Origin of the sequence: Bradyrhizobium sp., from assembly GCF_016213215.1 — a bacterium.
GTDB lineage: Bacteria > Pseudomonadota > Alphaproteobacteria > Rhizobiales > Xanthobacteraceae > Bradyrhizobium.
The window spans coordinates 17383-33110 of record NZ_JACRAW010000108.1; the positions used below are offsets into that span (position 1 = coordinate 17383).

Annotated in this window: 14 protein-coding genes and 1 pseudogene; 11 read left to right on the plus strand and 4 right to left on the minus strand. The window is 63.1% G+C overall.

Translation table 11 applies throughout. From position 1 onward, the window contains the following. Position 1: 1 nt before the first annotated feature. Both HY852_RS18725 and HY852_RS18730 read right to left on the minus strand, forming a co-directional pair. Positions 2–1009, minus strand: a complete 1008-nt coding sequence (locus HY852_RS18725; RefSeq protein ID WP_291606292.1) for a glycosyltransferase family 4 protein — start codon at positions 1007–1009, stop codon at positions 2–4. A gap of 32 nt (positions 1010–1041) precedes the next feature. Beyond that, the gene (locus HY852_RS18730) at positions 1042–2001 is read right to left on the minus strand and encodes a lysylphosphatidylglycerol synthase transmembrane domain-containing protein (protein WP_291606279.1); all 960 of its coding nucleotides are present in this window, start codon (positions 1999–2001) and stop codon (positions 1042–1044) included. A gap of 176 nt (positions 2002–2177) precedes the next feature. On the opposite strand from HY852_RS18730, the gene HY852_RS18735 reads away from it, so the two are divergent. The 8 genes from HY852_RS18735 to HY852_RS18770 all read left to right on the plus strand — a co-directional run bounded on the left by HY852_RS18735 (position 2178) and on the right by HY852_RS18770 (position 12583). Beyond that, positions 2178–3167 carry an NAD-dependent epimerase/dehydratase family protein gene (locus HY852_RS18735; RefSeq protein ID WP_291606280.1) on the plus strand — a complete coding sequence of 330 codons (990 nt, stop codon included), beginning with the start codon at positions 2178–2180 and terminating at the stop codon, positions 3165–3167. A gap of 7 nt (positions 3168–3174) precedes the next feature. Then, entirely contained in the window at positions 3175–4587 is a 1413-nt protein-coding gene (locus HY852_RS18740; protein WP_291606281.1) for a mannose-1-phosphate guanylyltransferase/mannose-6-phosphate isomerase, read from the plus strand. Between the two features lie 192 nt (positions 4588–4779). Further along, positions 4780–5796 carry a Gfo/Idh/MocA family oxidoreductase gene (locus HY852_RS18745; protein ID WP_291606282.1) on the plus strand — a complete coding sequence of 339 codons (1017 nt, stop codon included), beginning with the start codon at positions 4780–4782 and terminating at the stop codon, positions 5794–5796. Positions 5797–5836: 40 nt separating this feature from the next. Then, positions 5837–6988 (plus strand): DegT/DnrJ/EryC1/StrS aminotransferase family protein, encoded by a 1152-nt coding sequence (locus tag HY852_RS18750; protein WP_291606283.1) that lies wholly within the window; start codon positions 5837–5839, stop codon positions 6986–6988. A gap of 43 nt (positions 6989–7031) precedes the next feature. Then, on the plus strand, positions 7032–8561 hold the full coding sequence (gene murJ / locus HY852_RS18755) for a murein biosynthesis integral membrane protein MurJ (RefSeq protein WP_291606284.1): 1530 nt from the start codon (positions 7032–7034) through the stop codon (positions 8559–8561). A 162-nt stretch (positions 8562–8723) separates the two neighbouring features. Then, positions 8724–9539, plus strand: coding sequence for an outer membrane protein (locus tag HY852_RS18760; RefSeq protein WP_291606285.1), 816 nt, complete (start codon positions 8724–8726; stop codon positions 9537–9539). A gap of 149 nt (positions 9540–9688) precedes the next feature. Beyond that, positions 9689–11998 carry a xanthine dehydrogenase family protein molybdopterin-binding subunit gene (locus HY852_RS18765; RefSeq protein ID WP_291606286.1) on the plus strand — a complete coding sequence of 770 codons (2310 nt, stop codon included), beginning with the start codon at positions 9689–9691 and terminating at the stop codon, positions 11996–11998. 135 nt (positions 11999–12133) lie between these two features. Continuing rightward, complete coding sequence (locus tag HY852_RS18770; RefSeq protein ID WP_291606287.1) at positions 12134–12583, plus strand: cytochrome c; 450 nt, start codon at positions 12134–12136, stop codon at positions 12581–12583. Between the two features lie 70 nt (positions 12584–12653). On the opposite strand, the gene HY852_RS18775 is transcribed toward HY852_RS18770, so the two are convergent. After that, positions 12654–13073: a CHRD domain-containing protein gene (locus HY852_RS18775; RefSeq protein ID WP_291606288.1), complete on the minus strand. Its 420-nt coding sequence runs from the start codon at positions 13071–13073 to the stop codon at positions 12654–12656. 165 nt (positions 13074–13238) lie between these two features. Here HY852_RS18775 and HY852_RS18780 point away from each other — a divergent pair, with 165 nt between their 5' ends. After that, complete coding sequence (locus HY852_RS18780) at positions 13239–14168, plus strand: cytochrome c (protein ID WP_291606289.1); 930 nt, start codon at positions 13239–13241, stop codon at positions 14166–14168. Between the two features lie 13 nt (positions 14169–14181). On the opposite strand, the gene HY852_RS18785 is transcribed toward HY852_RS18780, so the two are convergent. After that, the gene (locus tag HY852_RS18785; RefSeq protein ID WP_291606290.1) at positions 14182–14427 is read right to left on the minus strand and encodes an Lrp/AsnC family transcriptional regulator; all 246 of its coding nucleotides are present in this window, start codon (positions 14425–14427) and stop codon (positions 14182–14184) included. Between the two features lie 136 nt (positions 14428–14563). Between HY852_RS18785 and thiD the strand changes: the two genes are divergently transcribed. Together thiD and HY852_RS18795 are read left to right on the plus strand one after the other, a co-directional pair. Then, complete coding sequence (thiD, locus tag HY852_RS18790) at positions 14564–15364, plus strand: bifunctional hydroxymethylpyrimidine kinase/phosphomethylpyrimidine kinase (RefSeq protein ID WP_291606291.1); 801 nt, start codon at positions 14564–14566, stop codon at positions 15362–15364. A 209-nt stretch (positions 15365–15573) separates the two neighbouring features. Then, a pseudogene (locus HY852_RS18795) lies at positions 15574–15728 on the plus strand (UDP-2,3-diacylglucosamine diphosphatase); the annotation flags it as partial.

Genomic DNA, 15728 nt, shown 5'->3' on the forward strand with positions numbered 1-15728 from the left:
TTCAACGCTGTTTCGGAGCGGCACGCTTACGGGCGAATCTCTGCAACAGGAAAACAACGGCTCCTGCACCTGAAAGTCCGGCCAACACGGTCACTACGGTCGAATTCGCGGCGATGGTGAGTAGCGCCAGCGCCGCGAGCAAAAGGTTGAGCGTGAAGACCTCGCTGACGACCCGCTCGACGCCGAAGCCGTGGTCGGTCGCGCGCTGGTAGAAATGGGTGCGATGCGCCGCCCAGAACGGCTCGCGCCTGGCGACACGGCGAAACAGCGTCACGGTCGCATCGGCAAGGTAGTAGGCCGGCAGCAGCAGGGCTGCGGCCAGATGCTGATGCCAGGCGAGATGCAGGAGACACCAGCCGAGCAGCAGGCCGATCGGCAGGCTGCCGACGTCGCCGAGGAAGACCTTGGCGACGGGACGGTTGAACGGGGCAAAGCCGATCATCGCCCCGCAGAGCGTCGTCGCTACCAGCGTCGCGGGCAAGGAAAGCTCGCCGATCCAGCCCAGGAGCAGCATCGCGGCGGTGATCGGCACCACCTCGGAGACCGTCATCAGGTCCAGGCCGTCCATGAAATTCACGAGATTTACGAACCACAGGCCCGCAAACAGTAACAGGGCCCGTTCGAGCCCAAGCGGCCAGTTCGCAAAGATCCTGAGGTCATCGGGCGCCGCAAACACGACCGCACCGATAGAAGCGGCCTGAAGCACAAGGCGCACCACGACCGGCAGCGGCCTGATGTCGTCGGCAAATCCGACCAGCGCAATGAACAGGGTAGCGCCTACAAGGATCGGCGGAATGGCGGTATTCGCCCAAACTGCCCAAGTGGATGCGACGGCCAGCGTTGCGGCAATCACCGCGATACCCGCGCCTTGGGGGGTTGGAATGCGGTGCGAGGAGCGTGCATTCGGCCTTGCCAGCGCGTAACGCTGCAGGAGAGGCCGGCTGATCCGGGTGATCAGCGCCGAAAGCACGGCGCTGGCCGCCAGCGCGAGCAGAGCCAATGCCAGCATCCCAAGTGGATCGCCCGCGGGCGCCGGGTCTGTCACTCCGGGGCTCCAATGGGCGCCGATCCTCGCGCGGCCTTCTCGGCGCTCAAGATCCAGACCAGTCCGCCGAAAGCCCCGACGATGAACGACACGGCACCGAACAGCAGCGACACGTTCACGCCCTCGGTCGTCATCAGGCCGGCGAAGCCGAAGGCGAGGCCCATGGTGGCTTCGCGCACGCCCCAACCGGCGATCGAGATGGGCAGCATCGTGATCAGCATTACCGGCGGGATGATCTGGAACGTCTGGCTGAAACCGACCGGTGCCGCGATCGACTTGACGACGCACCAGGCGATCACGACGGTGAGGACGTGGACCAGCAGCGACAGCGCCGCAACTTTCAGCCCGCGCCTGCGGCTGAAGATCACCCGGTTGGCGATCATGGCGCAGGCGTGAATATGATGGGTTGCCCACCAACTCTTCAACCACGGCCAGGGCAGCGCGCCAAGAATGAGAAAGCCGCCGCCCCCCGCGAGGGCGGTGAAGTCGACCAGCAGCAGCGCCGAACGGCCCTGCACGTCGTTGAGCAGGTGGTAGCTCCAGGGCAGGCTCGCGACAATGATAACTGCAAGCGCAATCAGCCCGATCGCCCGGTCGACGAAAATCGAATAGGTCGCCGCACGCCATCCGGCGCCTGCACGCGCCAGAAGCCACAGCCGCACCGCGTCGCCGCCGATCGAAGAGGGCAGGGTCTGATTGAAGAATGTCCCGATCAGGTTGTAGCGCATCGCCTGTCCGGTCCGAAGCGGGGCGCCGCACGCCGCGCTGATCTCCCGCCATCGCAATACGCCGGCAAAGATCTGAACGAACGTCACCGCGATCGCCAGGGCGAGCCAGCCGAGGCTCGTAATCGTGATGCGCGATGCGAGATCGGCAGGATCGACCTTTCGAAGCGCAAAGTAGAGCAGCGCTGCGGAAATTACGATTTTTGCCGCTGAGAGAACGATCCGGCGCATTTCGCCCGCGCTGAGTGTCCAAAAATGCGCGGCTCGATGCCACGCCCCAAACTTGGCCGCCTTCGTATGGTTTTAGGACCGATCTGGCAATAGGCGCCCATTCGGGAGCTTGCGATTCCCTGTCCAGCGAAGGTAAAGAGGCGGCGAGCGGCGCGACGAACCAGGCTTGGGAACACATGTCGGATCGGGAAATCTTGGTCACGGGCGCGGCTGGTTTTATCGGCTTTCACGTTGCGCGGCAGTTGCTTGCGGAAGGTCGGCCCGTCGTCGGGCTGGACAATCTCAACAGCTATTATGATCCCGCCCTGAAGCAGGCGCGTCTGAACGTTCTGAACCGGGAGCGTTGCTTCTCATTCGAGCAGATGGATCTGAAGGATCGTGCCGGCATTGCCGCGCTATTTGGCAGGCACCGTTTCGCCAAGGTGATCCATCTTGCTGCCCAGGCCGGTGTCCGCCATTCGATCAGCAGCCCGCACACTTACGCCGATGCCAATCTCGAAGGGTTCCTCAATGTGCTGGAAGGCTGTCGGCACCATGGCTGCAATCACCTGATCTATGCTTCGTCATCGTCGGTGTATGGGGCCAATACCAAGTTGCCGTTCTCGGTGAAGGACCGAACGGATCATCCCGTGAGCTTCTACGCCGCTACCAAGAAGGCCAACGAAGTGATGGCTCATTCCTACAGCCATCTCTATCGACTGCCCGTCACCGGGCTGCGGTTCTTCACGATTTACGGCCCGTGGGGACGCCCTGACATGGCGATGTTTCTGTTCGCCAACGCCATTGTCGAAGGCAAGCCCATCCGGCTCTTTAACCATGGCAAGATGCGCCGCGACTTCACCTATATCGACGACGTCACCCGTGTAGTAACGAGATTGATCGACCGCGTCCCGTCGGACAATCCGCAGGCTGCGAATGCGCCAGCCCAAGTCTATAACGTCGGCAACCACCGCCCGGAGGATCTGATGCACGTGGTTGCGGTCCTCGAAAAAGAGCTGGAGCGAACGGCGGCCCAGGAGATGTTGCCGATGCAGCCGGGAGACGTGCCGGAGACGTTTGCAGACGTCAGCGACTTGATGCGCGATGTGGGATTTTCGCCGTCGACGCCGATCGAGGAAGGCATTCGCAACTTCGTTGCCTGGTATCGCGAGCACTACAAGGTTTGAGAGTCCGATGGACAAGCGCATTATTCCACTGATCATGTGCGGCGGCGCGGGAACCCGGCTGTGGCCGGCTTCGCGCGAAGTGCGGCCGAAGCAGTTCCTGCCCCTGTTTGGCGAACGCTCGACGTTTCAGGATACGCTGCTGCGCGTCTCCGATGCCTCGCTGTTCGAGCGTCCGATCGTGATCACCAATGCCGCCTACCGCTTCATGGTGCTCGAGCAGCTCGCCGAAATCGGCATCGAGGCCGACATTCTGCTCGAACCCACGCGGCGGGATTCCGGCCCCGCGATTGCCGCAGGCGCCGTGTTTGCGCGAAGTCGCGAACGCGATGCCATCGTGCTCGCGCTTGCCGCCGATCACGTCGTCCGCAACACCCAGGCCTTCATCGCCGCCTGCCGCCAGGGTCTCGCGGCGGCCGAAACGGGGCGCATCGTTACCTTCGGCGTCAAGCCGGAGCGTCCCGCGACAGAATACGGCTACATCAGTCCGGGGGAGGCGGTCACGGGCGAAGTGCGCGCGGTGGCGCGCTTTGTGGAGAAGCCGGACGCGGCGACGGCTGCCGAGTATGTCAGGTCGGGATATCTCTGGAACAGCGGCAACTTCATGTTCCCGGCCTCCGTCCTGCTCGACGAGTACCGCAAGGTCGATGCCGGCAGCGTGGATGCCGTCACCAATGCAGTGGCCAAGGCCGGACGCGATCTCGGTTTCGTGACCCTGGAGTCGGAGGCTTTCGGCTCGGCGAAGGCGATCTCGATCGACTATGCGGTGATGGAAAAGACCTCGCGTGCTGCCGTGATCCCGGTCGACTGCGGCTGGTCTGACGTCGGCTCCTGGCATGCGGTGTGGGAATTGTCGGAGAAGGACGCGCAGGGCAATGCCGCGCGCGGCGTGGCGGTGTTCGAGGATTCCCGCAACTGTAACGTTACGACCGACAGGGCGCTGGTAGCGCTCGAAGGTGTCGACGATCTCGTCGTCGTGGCAACCCCGGATGCCGTGCTGGTATCGCGGCAGAAGGAGGCCAGCGGCCTGAAGCGCCTGGTCGCCAAACTGAAGACGGTCGCGCCGCACGTTACCGAAGAGCATCTGAAGGTGCTCCGTCCCTGGGGCAGCTATGAATCGGTCGACAATGGCGAGCGCCACCAGGTCAAGCGCATCGTGGTGAAGCCGGGTGGGCGACTGTCTTTGCAGAAGCATCACCATCGCGCCGAGCACTGGATCGTGGTCCGCGGCGCGGCGCAAGTCACCGTCAACGAGACCGTGAGAATGGTGCACGAGAACGAATCCATCTATATCCCGATGGGCGCCGTGCACCGGCTGGAGAATCCGGGCAAGATCATGCTGGAGCTGATCGAGGTGCAGACCGGCAGCTATCTCGGCGAGGACGATATCATCCGGATTGAAGACGACTATCGAAGGTCGTAACACCCGAGTTGCGAATCAATTGCTGCTTCGAATCCCGGCGCACTGGCGCCGGTTGCTGTATTGGCGCGCCGGAAGACGTGTAACTTTTTGAATCAAAACGTGTCCGGAATTCTTTCTCGGCATTCGCCACATGTGTGGCGACGTGCTAGAGAGGCGCGGGGATTGCCGGGAAGCTGATCGGGGTTTGATGAAATGAGTTCCAAGGGGGCCGCCACGGCCGCGAACGATCCCAGCCGGCCAATTCGTGTCGGCGTCATCGGCGCTGGCGTCATGGGAAGCAATCACGCGCGCGTGCTGGCCGGGCTTCCCGACGTGAGCCTGGTCGGCGTGGTGGATCCTTGCGCGGCCCATCGGACACGTGCGACCGAACTGACGAGCTGTCCCAGTTTCGAAACGCTTGACGAACTGTTTGCCGAAGGCGTCGACGCCGTCACCGTCGCTGCGCCGACGCATCTTCACCACGAGATCGCGCTCGCCTGTATCGCGCACGAGATTCACGTCCTCGTCGAGAAGCCGATCGCATCCACGGTGGAGGAGGGGCACGACATCGTCGCCGCGGCCAAGCGCGCCGGCGTGACGCTGATGGTCGGGCATGTCGAGCGCTTCAATCCGGCGGTCGCCGCGATCAAGAAGGCGATCGCCGGCGAGGACATCCTCTCGATTGCGATCACGCGCGTGGGGCCGTTTCCGCCGCGCATGTCGAATGTCGGCGTCGTCATCGACCTCGCCGTGCACGACATCGATCTGATCCGCTGGTTTACCGAATCCGACATCATCGAAGTGCAGCCGCAGTTATCGAGTGCGGTGGCCGAGCGCGAGGACATTGCGCTTCTGCAGTTCCGTACCGCTTCCGGCGTGCTCGCCCACATCAACACCAACTGGTTGACGCCGTTCAAGGCGCGCAGCGTCACGGTTGCGACCCGCGGCAAGTACGTCATGGGCGATCTGCTCACGCGTCAGGTCACCGAGTGTTTCGGTTTCAAGCCGGACGGCAGCTACTCGATGCGTCATTTGCCGGTCGGCCACGACGAGCCGCTGCGCGCCGAGCTGATCTCGTACCTGAGCGCGGTCCGCTCCGGCGACATTCCGGCTGTGACGGGCGATGAGGGCGTTGCCAGCCTCGAAATCGCGACCCGCTGCCTGGAACACCCGTCCAAGCCTGCCTTGGCGTCGGCGGCCCGCAAGGGGCCGCGGCGCGTCGTCGCCTGATCCGGCTGTAATGTCGACCGCTCAACGGTTTCAAGACGCCATGAACCAGCACCTGCGTTCCCAACCCATTCCCTTCATCGACATCGGCGCGCAGCGCCGCCGGCTCGGCAAATCGATCGACGAGGCGGTTTTGCGCGTCCTCAGCCATTGCCAGTTCATCAACGGTCCCGAGGTCACCCAGCTCGAGGCGCAGCTGGCGGCCTTCAGCGGCGCCAAGCATGTCGTGAGCTGCGCCAGCGGCACCGACGCCCTGTTGATGGTGCTGATGGCCAAGGGCATCGGGCCGGGCGATGCGGTGCTGTGCCCATCCTTCACTTTTTGCGCGACCGGCGAGTCGGTGGCGCTGACAGGGGCCACGCCGGTCTTCGTCGATGTCGACGAGGCGACCTTCAATATAGACGTCGAGTCGCTGAAGCGCGGGATTGCGACGGCCAGGAAGCTTGGACTGAAGCCCGCTGCGGTCATTCCCGTCGATCTGTTCGGCCAGAGTGCCGATCACGACGCCATCGCCGCGGTTGCCATGAGCGAGGGGCTGTTCGTGCTCGACGATGCTGCGCAAGGCTTTGGCGCGAGCTACAAGGGTCGGCGGCTCGGCACACTGGCGCTGGCAACCGCCACCAGCTTCTTCCCGGCCAAGCCGCTCGGCTGTTTCGGCGACGGGGGCGCCATTTTCACCGATGATACAGCGCTCGCGGAGACATTGCGCAGTGTCCGGGTGCACGGGCAAGGTTCGGACAAATACGACAACGTTCGCCTCGGCCTGACCGGGCGGCTCGATACCATGCAGGCGGCGATCCTGATCGAGAAACTCAAGATCTTCGAGGACGAGATCGCCGCGCGCAACGAGGTGGCGGAACGCTATGCGCGCGGGCTTGGGAACATCATGATCGTCCCGCAGCTTGCGAAAGGATGCACGTCGGTGTGGGCGCAATACACCATCCGCCTGCCCAAGACGGTCGGTCGCGATCAATTTGCCGCCGCACTGAAGGCGCAGGGCATTCCGACCGCGATATATTATCCGAAGTCGCTTCACCAGCAGACGGCCTACCGGAACTTCCCGGTTGCCGAGGGCGGCCTGGCGGTCAGCGAGAGGCTGTCGCAGGACGTAATCAGCCTGCCGATGCATGCCTATCTGGACGAAGCGACGCAGGACCGGATCATCGCAGCGGTGCGCGGCGCAGTTTCGGCCTGATTTTGCCGTTTTGCAGCGCCGCCGCATACGCTAGAAGCGGCTAATGCTCAAACGCATCTTCACTGTCGGCGGCTACACCCTGCTGTCCCGGCTCACCGGCTTTGCGCGCGACATCATGCTCGCGGCGATTCTCGGCGCTGGGCCCGTCGCGGACGCGTTCTTCGTGGCGTTGCGGCTACCCAATCATTTCCGGGCGATCTTTGCCGAGGGGGCGTTCAATTCTGCATGGGTACCGGCCTATGCGCATGTTCATGGCGAGCGCGGCGAGGATGCTGCAAGATTGTTCGCCAACCGAATCTTCACCCTGCTGTTTGCCTCGCAGCTCGTTCTGCTCGTTCTCGCCTGGCTGTTCATGCCGCAGGCGATGAGCATCCTTGCGCCCGGCTTCAGCGACGATGTCGAGCAGCGACAGCTGGCGATCGAGCTGACGCGGATCACCTTCCCGTACCTGCTGTTGGTCACGCTCGTGACGTTCTATGGCGGCATGCTCAACGTGATGCAACGCTTCGCCAGCGCTGCCGCGGCGCCGATCTTCCTCAATCTGGCGATGATGATGACGCTGGCGCTCGCCGCGTGGTTTCCGACTGCCGGCCATGCCGCGGCCTGGGGCGTGCTGATCGCCGGGTTTCTGGAGTATTTTCTCCTGGCCGGCGATGTTGCGCGCAACGGAGGGTTGCCCCGCTTTGCAAAGCTCAAGCTGGACGAAGATGTCCGTGATTTCTTTGCGGCGCTGGGCCCGGCCGCCCTGGGCTCCATGGGCACCCAGGTCGCATTGTTCGCCGATACGATCATCGCCACCTTCCTGCCCGCCGGCGCGTTGTCGGCGCTCTATTATGCCGACCGGCTCAACCAGTTGCCGATCGGCGTGATCGGCATCGCCATCGGCACGGTGCTGCTGCCCGAAATGTCGCGGCGCCTCACGTCCAACGATCATCAAGGCGCTCAAGTCGCCCAGCGCCGCGCCTTCGATTTCACGCTGCTGTTTTCGCTGCCGTTTGTGGCGGCTTTCCTGACCGTGCCCGAGGTCATCATGCGGGCGATGTTTGCGCGCGGCGCGTTCTCCAGGGCGGATGCCGCCGCCGCCGGCGCAACGCTCGCGGCCTATGCGATCGGGCTAATTCCGTTCGTGCTGATCCGCAGCGCGGTTTCGACCTTCTATGCCCGCAAGGACACCGCGACGCCCGTCAAGGCGGCCCTGATCGGCGTTGCGGTCAATGTCGCGCTGAAAATAGCTCTGATGGGCCCGCTGGCGCAGATCGGTTTGGCGCTCGCGACCGCGGTCGGTGCCTGGACCAATCTTCTCCTCGTGCTCGGGTTTGCGGTACGGGCGGGATACCTCCAGCTCGACCGCGGCTTGATGCAGTCGCTGGCGAAATTTGTCGTGTCCGGGGTCGTGCTGGCCGCCGCGCTGTGGTTTACCGCACGATTCGGCGCGGCCTATTTTGCCGGCATGCCTGCGCTTCGCGACGAGGCGGTTCTCCTGCTGCTGGTGGCTGTTGGGGCCTTCACCTACGGCCTGAGCATCCTTCTGCTGTTCGGCCGCAGATGGATTGTCGCGCTCGTCCGTGGGTGATTTTCTCCGGAATTCAATCATTTAGGGGGCAGTTGGACGCTGTCTGGCTGGCCGAACATATTTGCAACACATGCGGGAAAACTGCTGGCGTGAAACCTCTGGCTATGTTGGCGCGCCCCGTCAGCGACTAACGTAGACCGATCAGAATTTTAGGGGGGTACCATGCGTATGGCATTCAAGGTGATAGCGGCTTCAGCGTTGGCGGCTGTGACCATGACGGCAGCCGCATCGGCGGCGGATCTTGCTCGGCCGTACACCAAGGCGCCGCCGTCCGTTGTTGAAGTCTGGAATTGGACCGGGTTCTACATCGGCGGCAATGTTGGTTACAGCTGGGGCAGATCGAGTGACACTTCCACATTGACCAATGGCGTGGGAACGGTGCTGTTCACCAGTGCCGGTAGCGCCAACATGGATGGTGTTATCGGCGGCGGCCAGATTGGCTATAATTGGCAAATGCAAAACTGGGTGTGGGGCCTTGAGGCTGACATCCAGGGCTCCGATCAAGAGGGCGGCCGCAATTTCGTGTGCCCAGCGGGTGTCTGCACCCCGCCCATCGGCCAGCTCCTAGTTGTTCCTGGACCGGCGGTTCCGGTCACTCTGAACCAGAAGCTTGAATGGTTCGGCACGGTTCGTGGCCGGGTCGGCGTGCTCGCGACGCCGACTGTGCTGTTCTATGCCACTGGCGGTCTTGCGTACGGTGAAATCCGAACCGCGGAGACAATTGGCGCAGGTGCTTTTGCATTTTCCTCCTCCGACACCAAGGCTGGCTATACCGTTGGCGCCGGCGTCGAAGGTGTGATCGGCGGTAATTGGACTGCCAAGCTCGAATATCTGTACGTTGACCTGGGCAGAGTGTCCGGCTCGTTCGTGACGACAATTCCCGCACTCGGCGGGAGCGTGCTTACCAGCAACTACAGTTCTCGGATCACCGACAACATCCTTCGCGTCGGTGTGAACTACAAGTTCAGTAGTCGCTAAATACTTACGTTCAACGGATCGCTGTTGCCCACCAAAGGCCCCGGCACCGCCGGGGCTTTTTTGTGGCATATGCGCGCGAAGCCTGCATTTGCGCTGTGGTGCAATCCGCTGCAATATGGCCGCAGCAATATGCAAGGGACGGAGACAACATGGCTGCTCCCATCAAGTTCGGCGTCGGGCACAGCGTGCGTCGCAAGGAAGACGACGCGCTCATCCGCGGCAAGGGGCGCTATACCGACGATTATGCCCCGCAGGCGGCGTTGCGGGCGCTGGTGCTGCGCTCGCCGCACGCGCACGCAAAGTACTCGATCGATGTGAGCCGCGCACGCACGCTTCCCGGCGTGGCACTGATCTTGACCGCCGAGGACGTTGCGGATCTCGGCAACCTGCCATGCCTGTTCAATCTCGAAGTCAATCCGTTTACCGGTCCGCCTTATCCGATCCTCGCCAAAGAGGAGGTGCGGCATGTCGGTGACGCTATCGCCTTCGTGGTAGCTGAGACAATCGAGAAGGCGCGGGACGCGATCGAGGCGATCGAGGTCAACTGGACGCCGCTGCCGGCCGTGACGGGCGTCGCCAATGCCGTGAAGAAGGACGCAGTCCAGGTCTGGCCGCAGCATCCCGGCAACGTGCTGTTCGACGTTTCGATCGGCGACAAGAAGGCGACCGAGGCCGCATTTGCCGAGGCGCACGCGGTTGCCGAAATATCGATTGTCAATCCGCGTGTGGTCGCGAACTTCTTGGAAACGCGCGCGGCCGTCTGCGAATATGATCCCAAGCGCGATCACCTGACGCTGACGGTCGGCAGCCAGGGCAGCCATCGGCTGCGCGACATCCTGTGCCAGAATGTCCTGAAGATCCCGGCCGACAAGATGCGGGTGATCTGCCCCGACGTCGGAGGCGGTTTCGGCACCAAGCTGTTTCCCTACCGCGAATACGCCCTGATGGCGGTGGCCGCCCGCAAGCTGCGCAAGACCATCAAATGGACGGCGGATCGTTCCGAACACTTCGTTGGTGACGCTCAGGGCCGTGACAACGTGACCACGGCGCGAATGGCGCTGGCCGAAGACGGCAGGTTCCTCGGGATGGACGTCGATCTGATGGGAGACATGGGAGCGTACCTGTCGACCTTCGGTCCCTACATTCCGCATGGCGGGGCAGGCATGCTGCCCGGCCTCTACGACCTCCAGGCGTTCCACTGCCGCGTTCGTACCGTCTTCACCCACAGTGTGCCGGTCGACGCCTATCGCGGCGCCGGACGCCCCGAAGCGGCCTATGTGGTCGAGCGGCTGGTTGATGCGGCGGCCCGCAAGCTCGGCATGACGCCCGATGCCATCCGCCGCAAGAATTTCATCCCGCCGCGCGCGCTGCCCTACAAAACTGCAACGGGCAAGGTGTACGATTCCGGCGATTTCGCCGCGCATCTGAAGCGCGCCATGGAAATCGCCAATTGGAAGGATTTTCCCAAGCGCGCAAGGGCCGCCGGGAAGCAGGGCCTGGTGCGCGGCATCGGGCTCGCGAGCTATGTCGAGGTCTGCGGCACGATGGGCGAGGAGACGGCCAATGTCCGGCTCGATCCGAACGGCGACGTCACCATCCTGATCGGGACGCAATCGAGCGGGCAGGGGCATCAGACCGCGTATGCGCAGCTGGTGGCCGAGCAGTTCGGCCTGCCGCCCGAGCGCGTGCATATTCATCAGGGCGACACCGACGAGATTGCGACCGGGCTCGGCACCGGCGGCTCGGCCTCTATTCCCTCCGGCGGCGTCAGCGTTGAGCGTGCCACGCGCGAGCTCGGCAAGAAGCTGACAGAGATTGCGGCGGAAGCGCTGGAGGCAAGCTCCCGCGACCTCGAGATCAGCGACGGCGTGGTGCGGATTGCGGGCACCGACCGCTCGATCAGCTTCGCCGATATCGCCAGGCGCCCCGGCGTCGATCCGTCGAAGCTGAAAGCGAGCGCGACCTTTGCCAGCGCCGACGGCACTTTCCCCAACGGAACGCACCTTGCCGAGGTCGAGATCGATCCCGGTACGGGCTTCGTCAGGATCGTCAACTACGTGATCGTCGACGATTTCGGCGAGACTCTGAACCCGCTGCTGCTGGCCGGCCAGGTGCATGGCGGGGCAATGCAGGGCATTGGGCAGGCGTTGATGGAACGAGTGGTCTATGGCCCGACGGACGGGCAACTGGTCACGGGCACGTTCATGGACTACGCGCTGCCCCGCGCGGCCGACGGCCCATCGTTCGTGTTCGAAACCCACAACGTGCCGTGCAAGACCAATCCTCTGGGAGTCAAAGGGGCGGGCGAAGCGGGCGCGATCGGCTCCTGTCCGGCCGTCGTCAACGCGATCATCGACGGGCTATGGCGCGAGTACAAAATCGACCATATCGACATGCCGGCGACGCCCGAACGGATCTGGATTGCGATCAGCGAGCATCAGCGCCGTCACAGCCTGTGAAATAACACAGCGGGAACGGAATGAAGCCGAGCCCGCGGGGTTGAAGCAGGGGGCAGGATTTGCAGCTTTTGCAAAATCGGCGCACTCAAATCATTCCACTGAATTCACCACACATGAACGAAAGGGATCCAATTGATGATTCGAAGTCTCGTGGTTGTAGGAGCTTTGCTGCTCGGTGTCAGCACCGTCGTCGCTCAGCAGGACGTGGCCAAGCAGTCGCAGGCCACCATGAAAGAAAATGCAAAGAATCTCGGCGGGGTGCTGATTGCCATGGTGAAGGGCGAGAAGCCCTACGATCAGGCCGCCGTCAATGCGGCGCTGAAGCAGCTTGATGATACCGCCAAGAAGCTTCCAAGCATGTTTCCGGAAAGCGTCAAGAACGTGAAGCTGGAGGGCGACTACAGTTCATCGCCCAAGATCTGGGAGGACAAGGCTGGTTTTGCCGCCAAGATCGACAGCTTTGCGAAGGTGGTGAGCGAGGCCAAGACCAAGATCAAGGACCTGGACTCGCTGAAGGCGACCGCTCCTGGGATCGGCAAGGAATGCAGCAACTGCCACGAGACCTTCCGCCTCAAGAGCAGTTGACGGCTATCGCGTCGAAGAAATTCGGGGCGAACGTGTCATGCGTTCGCCCCGCTTGTTCGCGGCGAGCCTGCTACTTGGTCACCTGACCGCGGATTTCCCCGGCAGGATTGGCCTGCGTGTGGATGTTGATGTAGTACTTGCCGGCGAGCAGATCTGCGGCTTGCGCGTCCGTCCGCGTCGCGCTGCCTTCCACCGGGCTCTTGGTCGCATTCGGAATGGCGACCGCGACGCCGGCGTTCTTGCCGGCCTCGGCAGGCCCGTGGAAATGGGCGGCGGTGGCAGGGCCGGAAAGCCCCGAATACGAGAGCTTCCAGGCCAGCTTCTTGCTGGCGGCATCGTAGTCCAGATCAGCCGTTCCGGCAGCGCTGGTCGTGATCGGGGGCACCTCGGACTTGCCGTCCAGCGTCGCCTTCAGTTTCTCCGCGCCGGCCGGACTGGCCAGGACTGTGGCGGTGCCAAGCGCAAGCGTCGCAAAAAGGATCGTTTTCATCCCGCTCTCTCCCTGTTGGCTCGAACGTATTGTGGCAATCTCGAAACAATGCCGGCCGGGCTTTATTCCCGGCTGGGGTCGGCAGATGCGAAATATTTGCATGTGGTGCGGGTGGCGCAACGTGTGCGCTCCACTTATGTTCGGCCGCCATTGAGGGATGGGTACATGCTGCGACGAACAATCCTCGCCGTCCTGATCGCCGGCACCGTGGGATTCGGCGTGTATTGGTGGATCACGGCAGCGCCCGCGCGGCCCGCTGTGGCCGCGGCGGCCCTTACCGCGAACATCGCGAACGGCCAGTCGATGTTCAACGCCGGTGGCTGCGCGTCGTGCCACGCGGTGCCGAACCAGCCCGATCGTACGCGGCTCGGCGGAGGGCTTGCCATGAACTCGCCTTTCGGAACCTTCTACGCACCCAACATCTCTCCGGACCCTTCCGAGGGGATCGGAAAATGGACCGACGCCGATTTCGTCAATGCGGTCAGGAGCGGGGTTTCACCAACGGGCGCGCATTACTATCCCGCCTTTCCCTATACCTCGTACGCGCATGCGAAGATCGAGGACGTCCGCGATCTCTTTGCCTATCTGAAAACGCTACCGCCGGTGTCCGGCAAGGTCCGTGACCATGACCTGCCGTTTCCCTTCAACTTCCGTCGCAACATCGGCGTCTGGAAACTGCTGTTCATGGACGACAAGTCGTTCGTCGCGGATGCGGCGCGCTCGGCGGACTGGAATCGCGGCGCCTATCTCGTGAACGGTTTCGGTCATTGCGCCGAATGCCACAGCCCGCGCAATTTCCTCGGCGGCATCATCGGCTCGCAGAAGTTCGCTGGCGGGCCCAATCCGGAGGGCGAGGGCTGGGTGCCGAATATCACCCAGAAAAGGCTCTCCGATTGGAGCGCCAAGGATATCGCCTATTTTCTCGAAACCGGGCAGAAGCCCGACGGCGACAGCGCCGGCGGGTCGATGGTGCGGGTGATCAAGAACACCTCGCACCTCTCCGAGCAGGACCGGGCGGCGATGGCCGAATACCTGAGGTCGCTGCCACCGGTCGACGGACCGACGCCGCCGAAGCGGAAGGAAGGCGGAGCCTAGCGGCCGCCTGCTCCTATTTCGTCCCGAACGCCTTGAAGGTGATGATGGTGTGAGTGTCCTGGATGCCCGGGATCACCTGCACCTTCTCGTTGATGAAATGGCCGATGTCGGTTTCCTTGTCGACATAGAACTTGACCAGGAGGTCGTAATCCCCCGCGGTGGAGTAGATCTCCGATGCAATCTCGGCCTCGGCGATCGCATTGGCGACCGTATAGGACTGGCCGAGCTTGCACTTGATCTGGACGAAGAAGGGAACCATCACGGGTGCTCCGAAGGCATGATTTCGGGGCTAATAGGCCAAAATCGGCGGGGTTTAGCAAGCAAACTTGCTGGAGCCGGGCGCGCCGGGTAGGACAGTCCATGGTTCGGATCGCAAGAACTGCGTGAGAGGAAAGATGACGACTCCCGTCGCGCTGACCATTGCCGGCTCCGATTGCTCGGGCGGCGCGGGCATCCAGGCGGACCTGAAGACCTTTGCCGCGTTCGGCGTCTATGGCGCCAGCGTCGTCACGGCGTTGACGGCGCAGAACACGCAAGGCGTGACCGGCATCCACGAGGTACCGGCGGAGTTCGTGACGGCGCAGATCGAGGCGGTGTTTTCCGATCTTGCGGTCGATGCGGTCAAGGTCGGCATGGTAGCGCGGCCTTCGACCATCCAGGCCATCGCGGACGCCCTGAAGCGCTGGACGCCGAAGCATGTCGTGGTTGATCCGGTCATGGTCGCGACCTCCGGCGATCGGTTGCTGGCCGATGACGCGGTCGGCACCCTGCGCCAAGAGCTCATCCCGCTCGCCTCGCTGATCACGCCGAACCTGCCGGAAGCTGCCGCCTTGCTGGACGAGGAGATCGCCACCAGCGAGGCCGCCATCGAACGACAGGGCGAGCGGCTGCTCGCGCTGGGCTGTCAGGCGGTACTGATCAAAGGCGGCCACGGTCAGGGACCCGAAAGCATCGACTACCTGTTCGACGGAGCGAGGACGCTCGTGCTCGCCGCTCCGCGGATCGCTACCAGAAATACGCACGGCACGGGCTGTTCGCTCTCTTCCGCCATCGCCGCCGGCCTTGCCCGAGCTGAGGATCTGGAAACCGCCGTCCGTACCGCCAAGATCTGGATCGAGACGGCAATTGCCAACGCCGATCGCTTCAGCGTCGGTCACGGTCACGGCCCGATCCACCACTTTCATCGATTTTACTGAGTCCGCATCGGGCGGCCCCGGAGGCAGCCGGGTCGCCGGCCGCTGCATTGCTGGGCACGCCTTCTGTCGCCTCTTTGTCGTATGCCGCTGCTACCGCGGCTTAGGCGAGGAAAGGCTTGATTCGTATCGGGTAGTTTCCTTCGCGGTTCATTTTCGTCATCCCCCTGTCACGGGGAATTGTTACATGCCCACGCGTGGGAAATTTCGCTATGAGTGACGAACATCCCGGACGGCGCTTTCGCACCCTGTTCATCTCCGATGTCCATCTCGGAGCCCGCGGTTCGCAAGCCGATCTGTTGCTCGATTTCCTGCGTCATCACCATGCCGATACGATCTATCTCGTCGGCGATATCATCGACGGCTG

Excerpts from the sequence above, each read along its gene's own strand:
- HY852_RS18750 (WP_291606283.1), top strand. The coding sequence starts at position 5,837 with ATGAACCAGCACCTGCGTTCCCAACCCATTCCCTTCATCGACATCGGC.
- HY852_RS18765 (WP_291606286.1), top strand. The coding sequence starts at position 9,689 with ATGGCTGCTCCCATCAAGTTCGGCGTCGGGCACAGCGTGCGTCGCAAG.
- murJ (WP_291606284.1), top strand. The coding sequence starts at position 7,032 with ATGCTCAAACGCATCTTCACTGTCGGCGGCTACACCCTGCTGTCCCGG.
- HY852_RS18745 (WP_291606282.1), top strand. The coding sequence starts at position 4,780 with ATGAGTTCCAAGGGGGCCGCCACGGCCGCGAACGATCCCAGCCGGCCA.
- HY852_RS18785 (WP_291606290.1), bottom strand. The coding sequence starts at position 14,427 with ATGGTTCCCTTCTTCGTCCAGATCAAGTGCAAGCTCGGCCAGTCCTAT.
- thiD (WP_291606291.1), top strand. The coding sequence starts at position 14,564 with ATGACGACTCCCGTCGCGCTGACCATTGCCGGCTCCGATTGCTCGGGC.
- HY852_RS18730 (WP_291606279.1), bottom strand. The coding sequence starts at position 2,001 with ATGCGCCGGATCGTTCTCTCAGCGGCAAAAATCGTAATTTCCGCAGCG.
- HY852_RS18780 (WP_291606289.1), top strand. The coding sequence starts at position 13,239 with ATGCTGCGACGAACAATCCTCGCCGTCCTGATCGCCGGCACCGTGGGA.
- HY852_RS18760 (WP_291606285.1), top strand. The coding sequence starts at position 8,724 with ATGCGTATGGCATTCAAGGTGATAGCGGCTTCAGCGTTGGCGGCTGTG.
- HY852_RS18725 (WP_291606292.1), bottom strand. The coding sequence starts at position 1,009 with ATGCTGGCATTGGCTCTGCTCGCGCTGGCGGCCAGCGCCGTGCTTTCG.
- HY852_RS18735 (WP_291606280.1), top strand. The coding sequence starts at position 2,178 with ATGTCGGATCGGGAAATCTTGGTCACGGGCGCGGCTGGTTTTATCGGC.
- HY852_RS18770 (WP_291606287.1), top strand. The coding sequence starts at position 12,134 with ATGATTCGAAGTCTCGTGGTTGTAGGAGCTTTGCTGCTCGGTGTCAGC.
- HY852_RS18740 (WP_291606281.1), top strand. The coding sequence starts at position 3,175 with ATGGACAAGCGCATTATTCCACTGATCATGTGCGGCGGCGCGGGAACC.
- HY852_RS18775 (WP_291606288.1), bottom strand. The coding sequence starts at position 13,073 with ATGAAAACGATCCTTTTTGCGACGCTTGCGCTTGGCACCGCCACAGTC.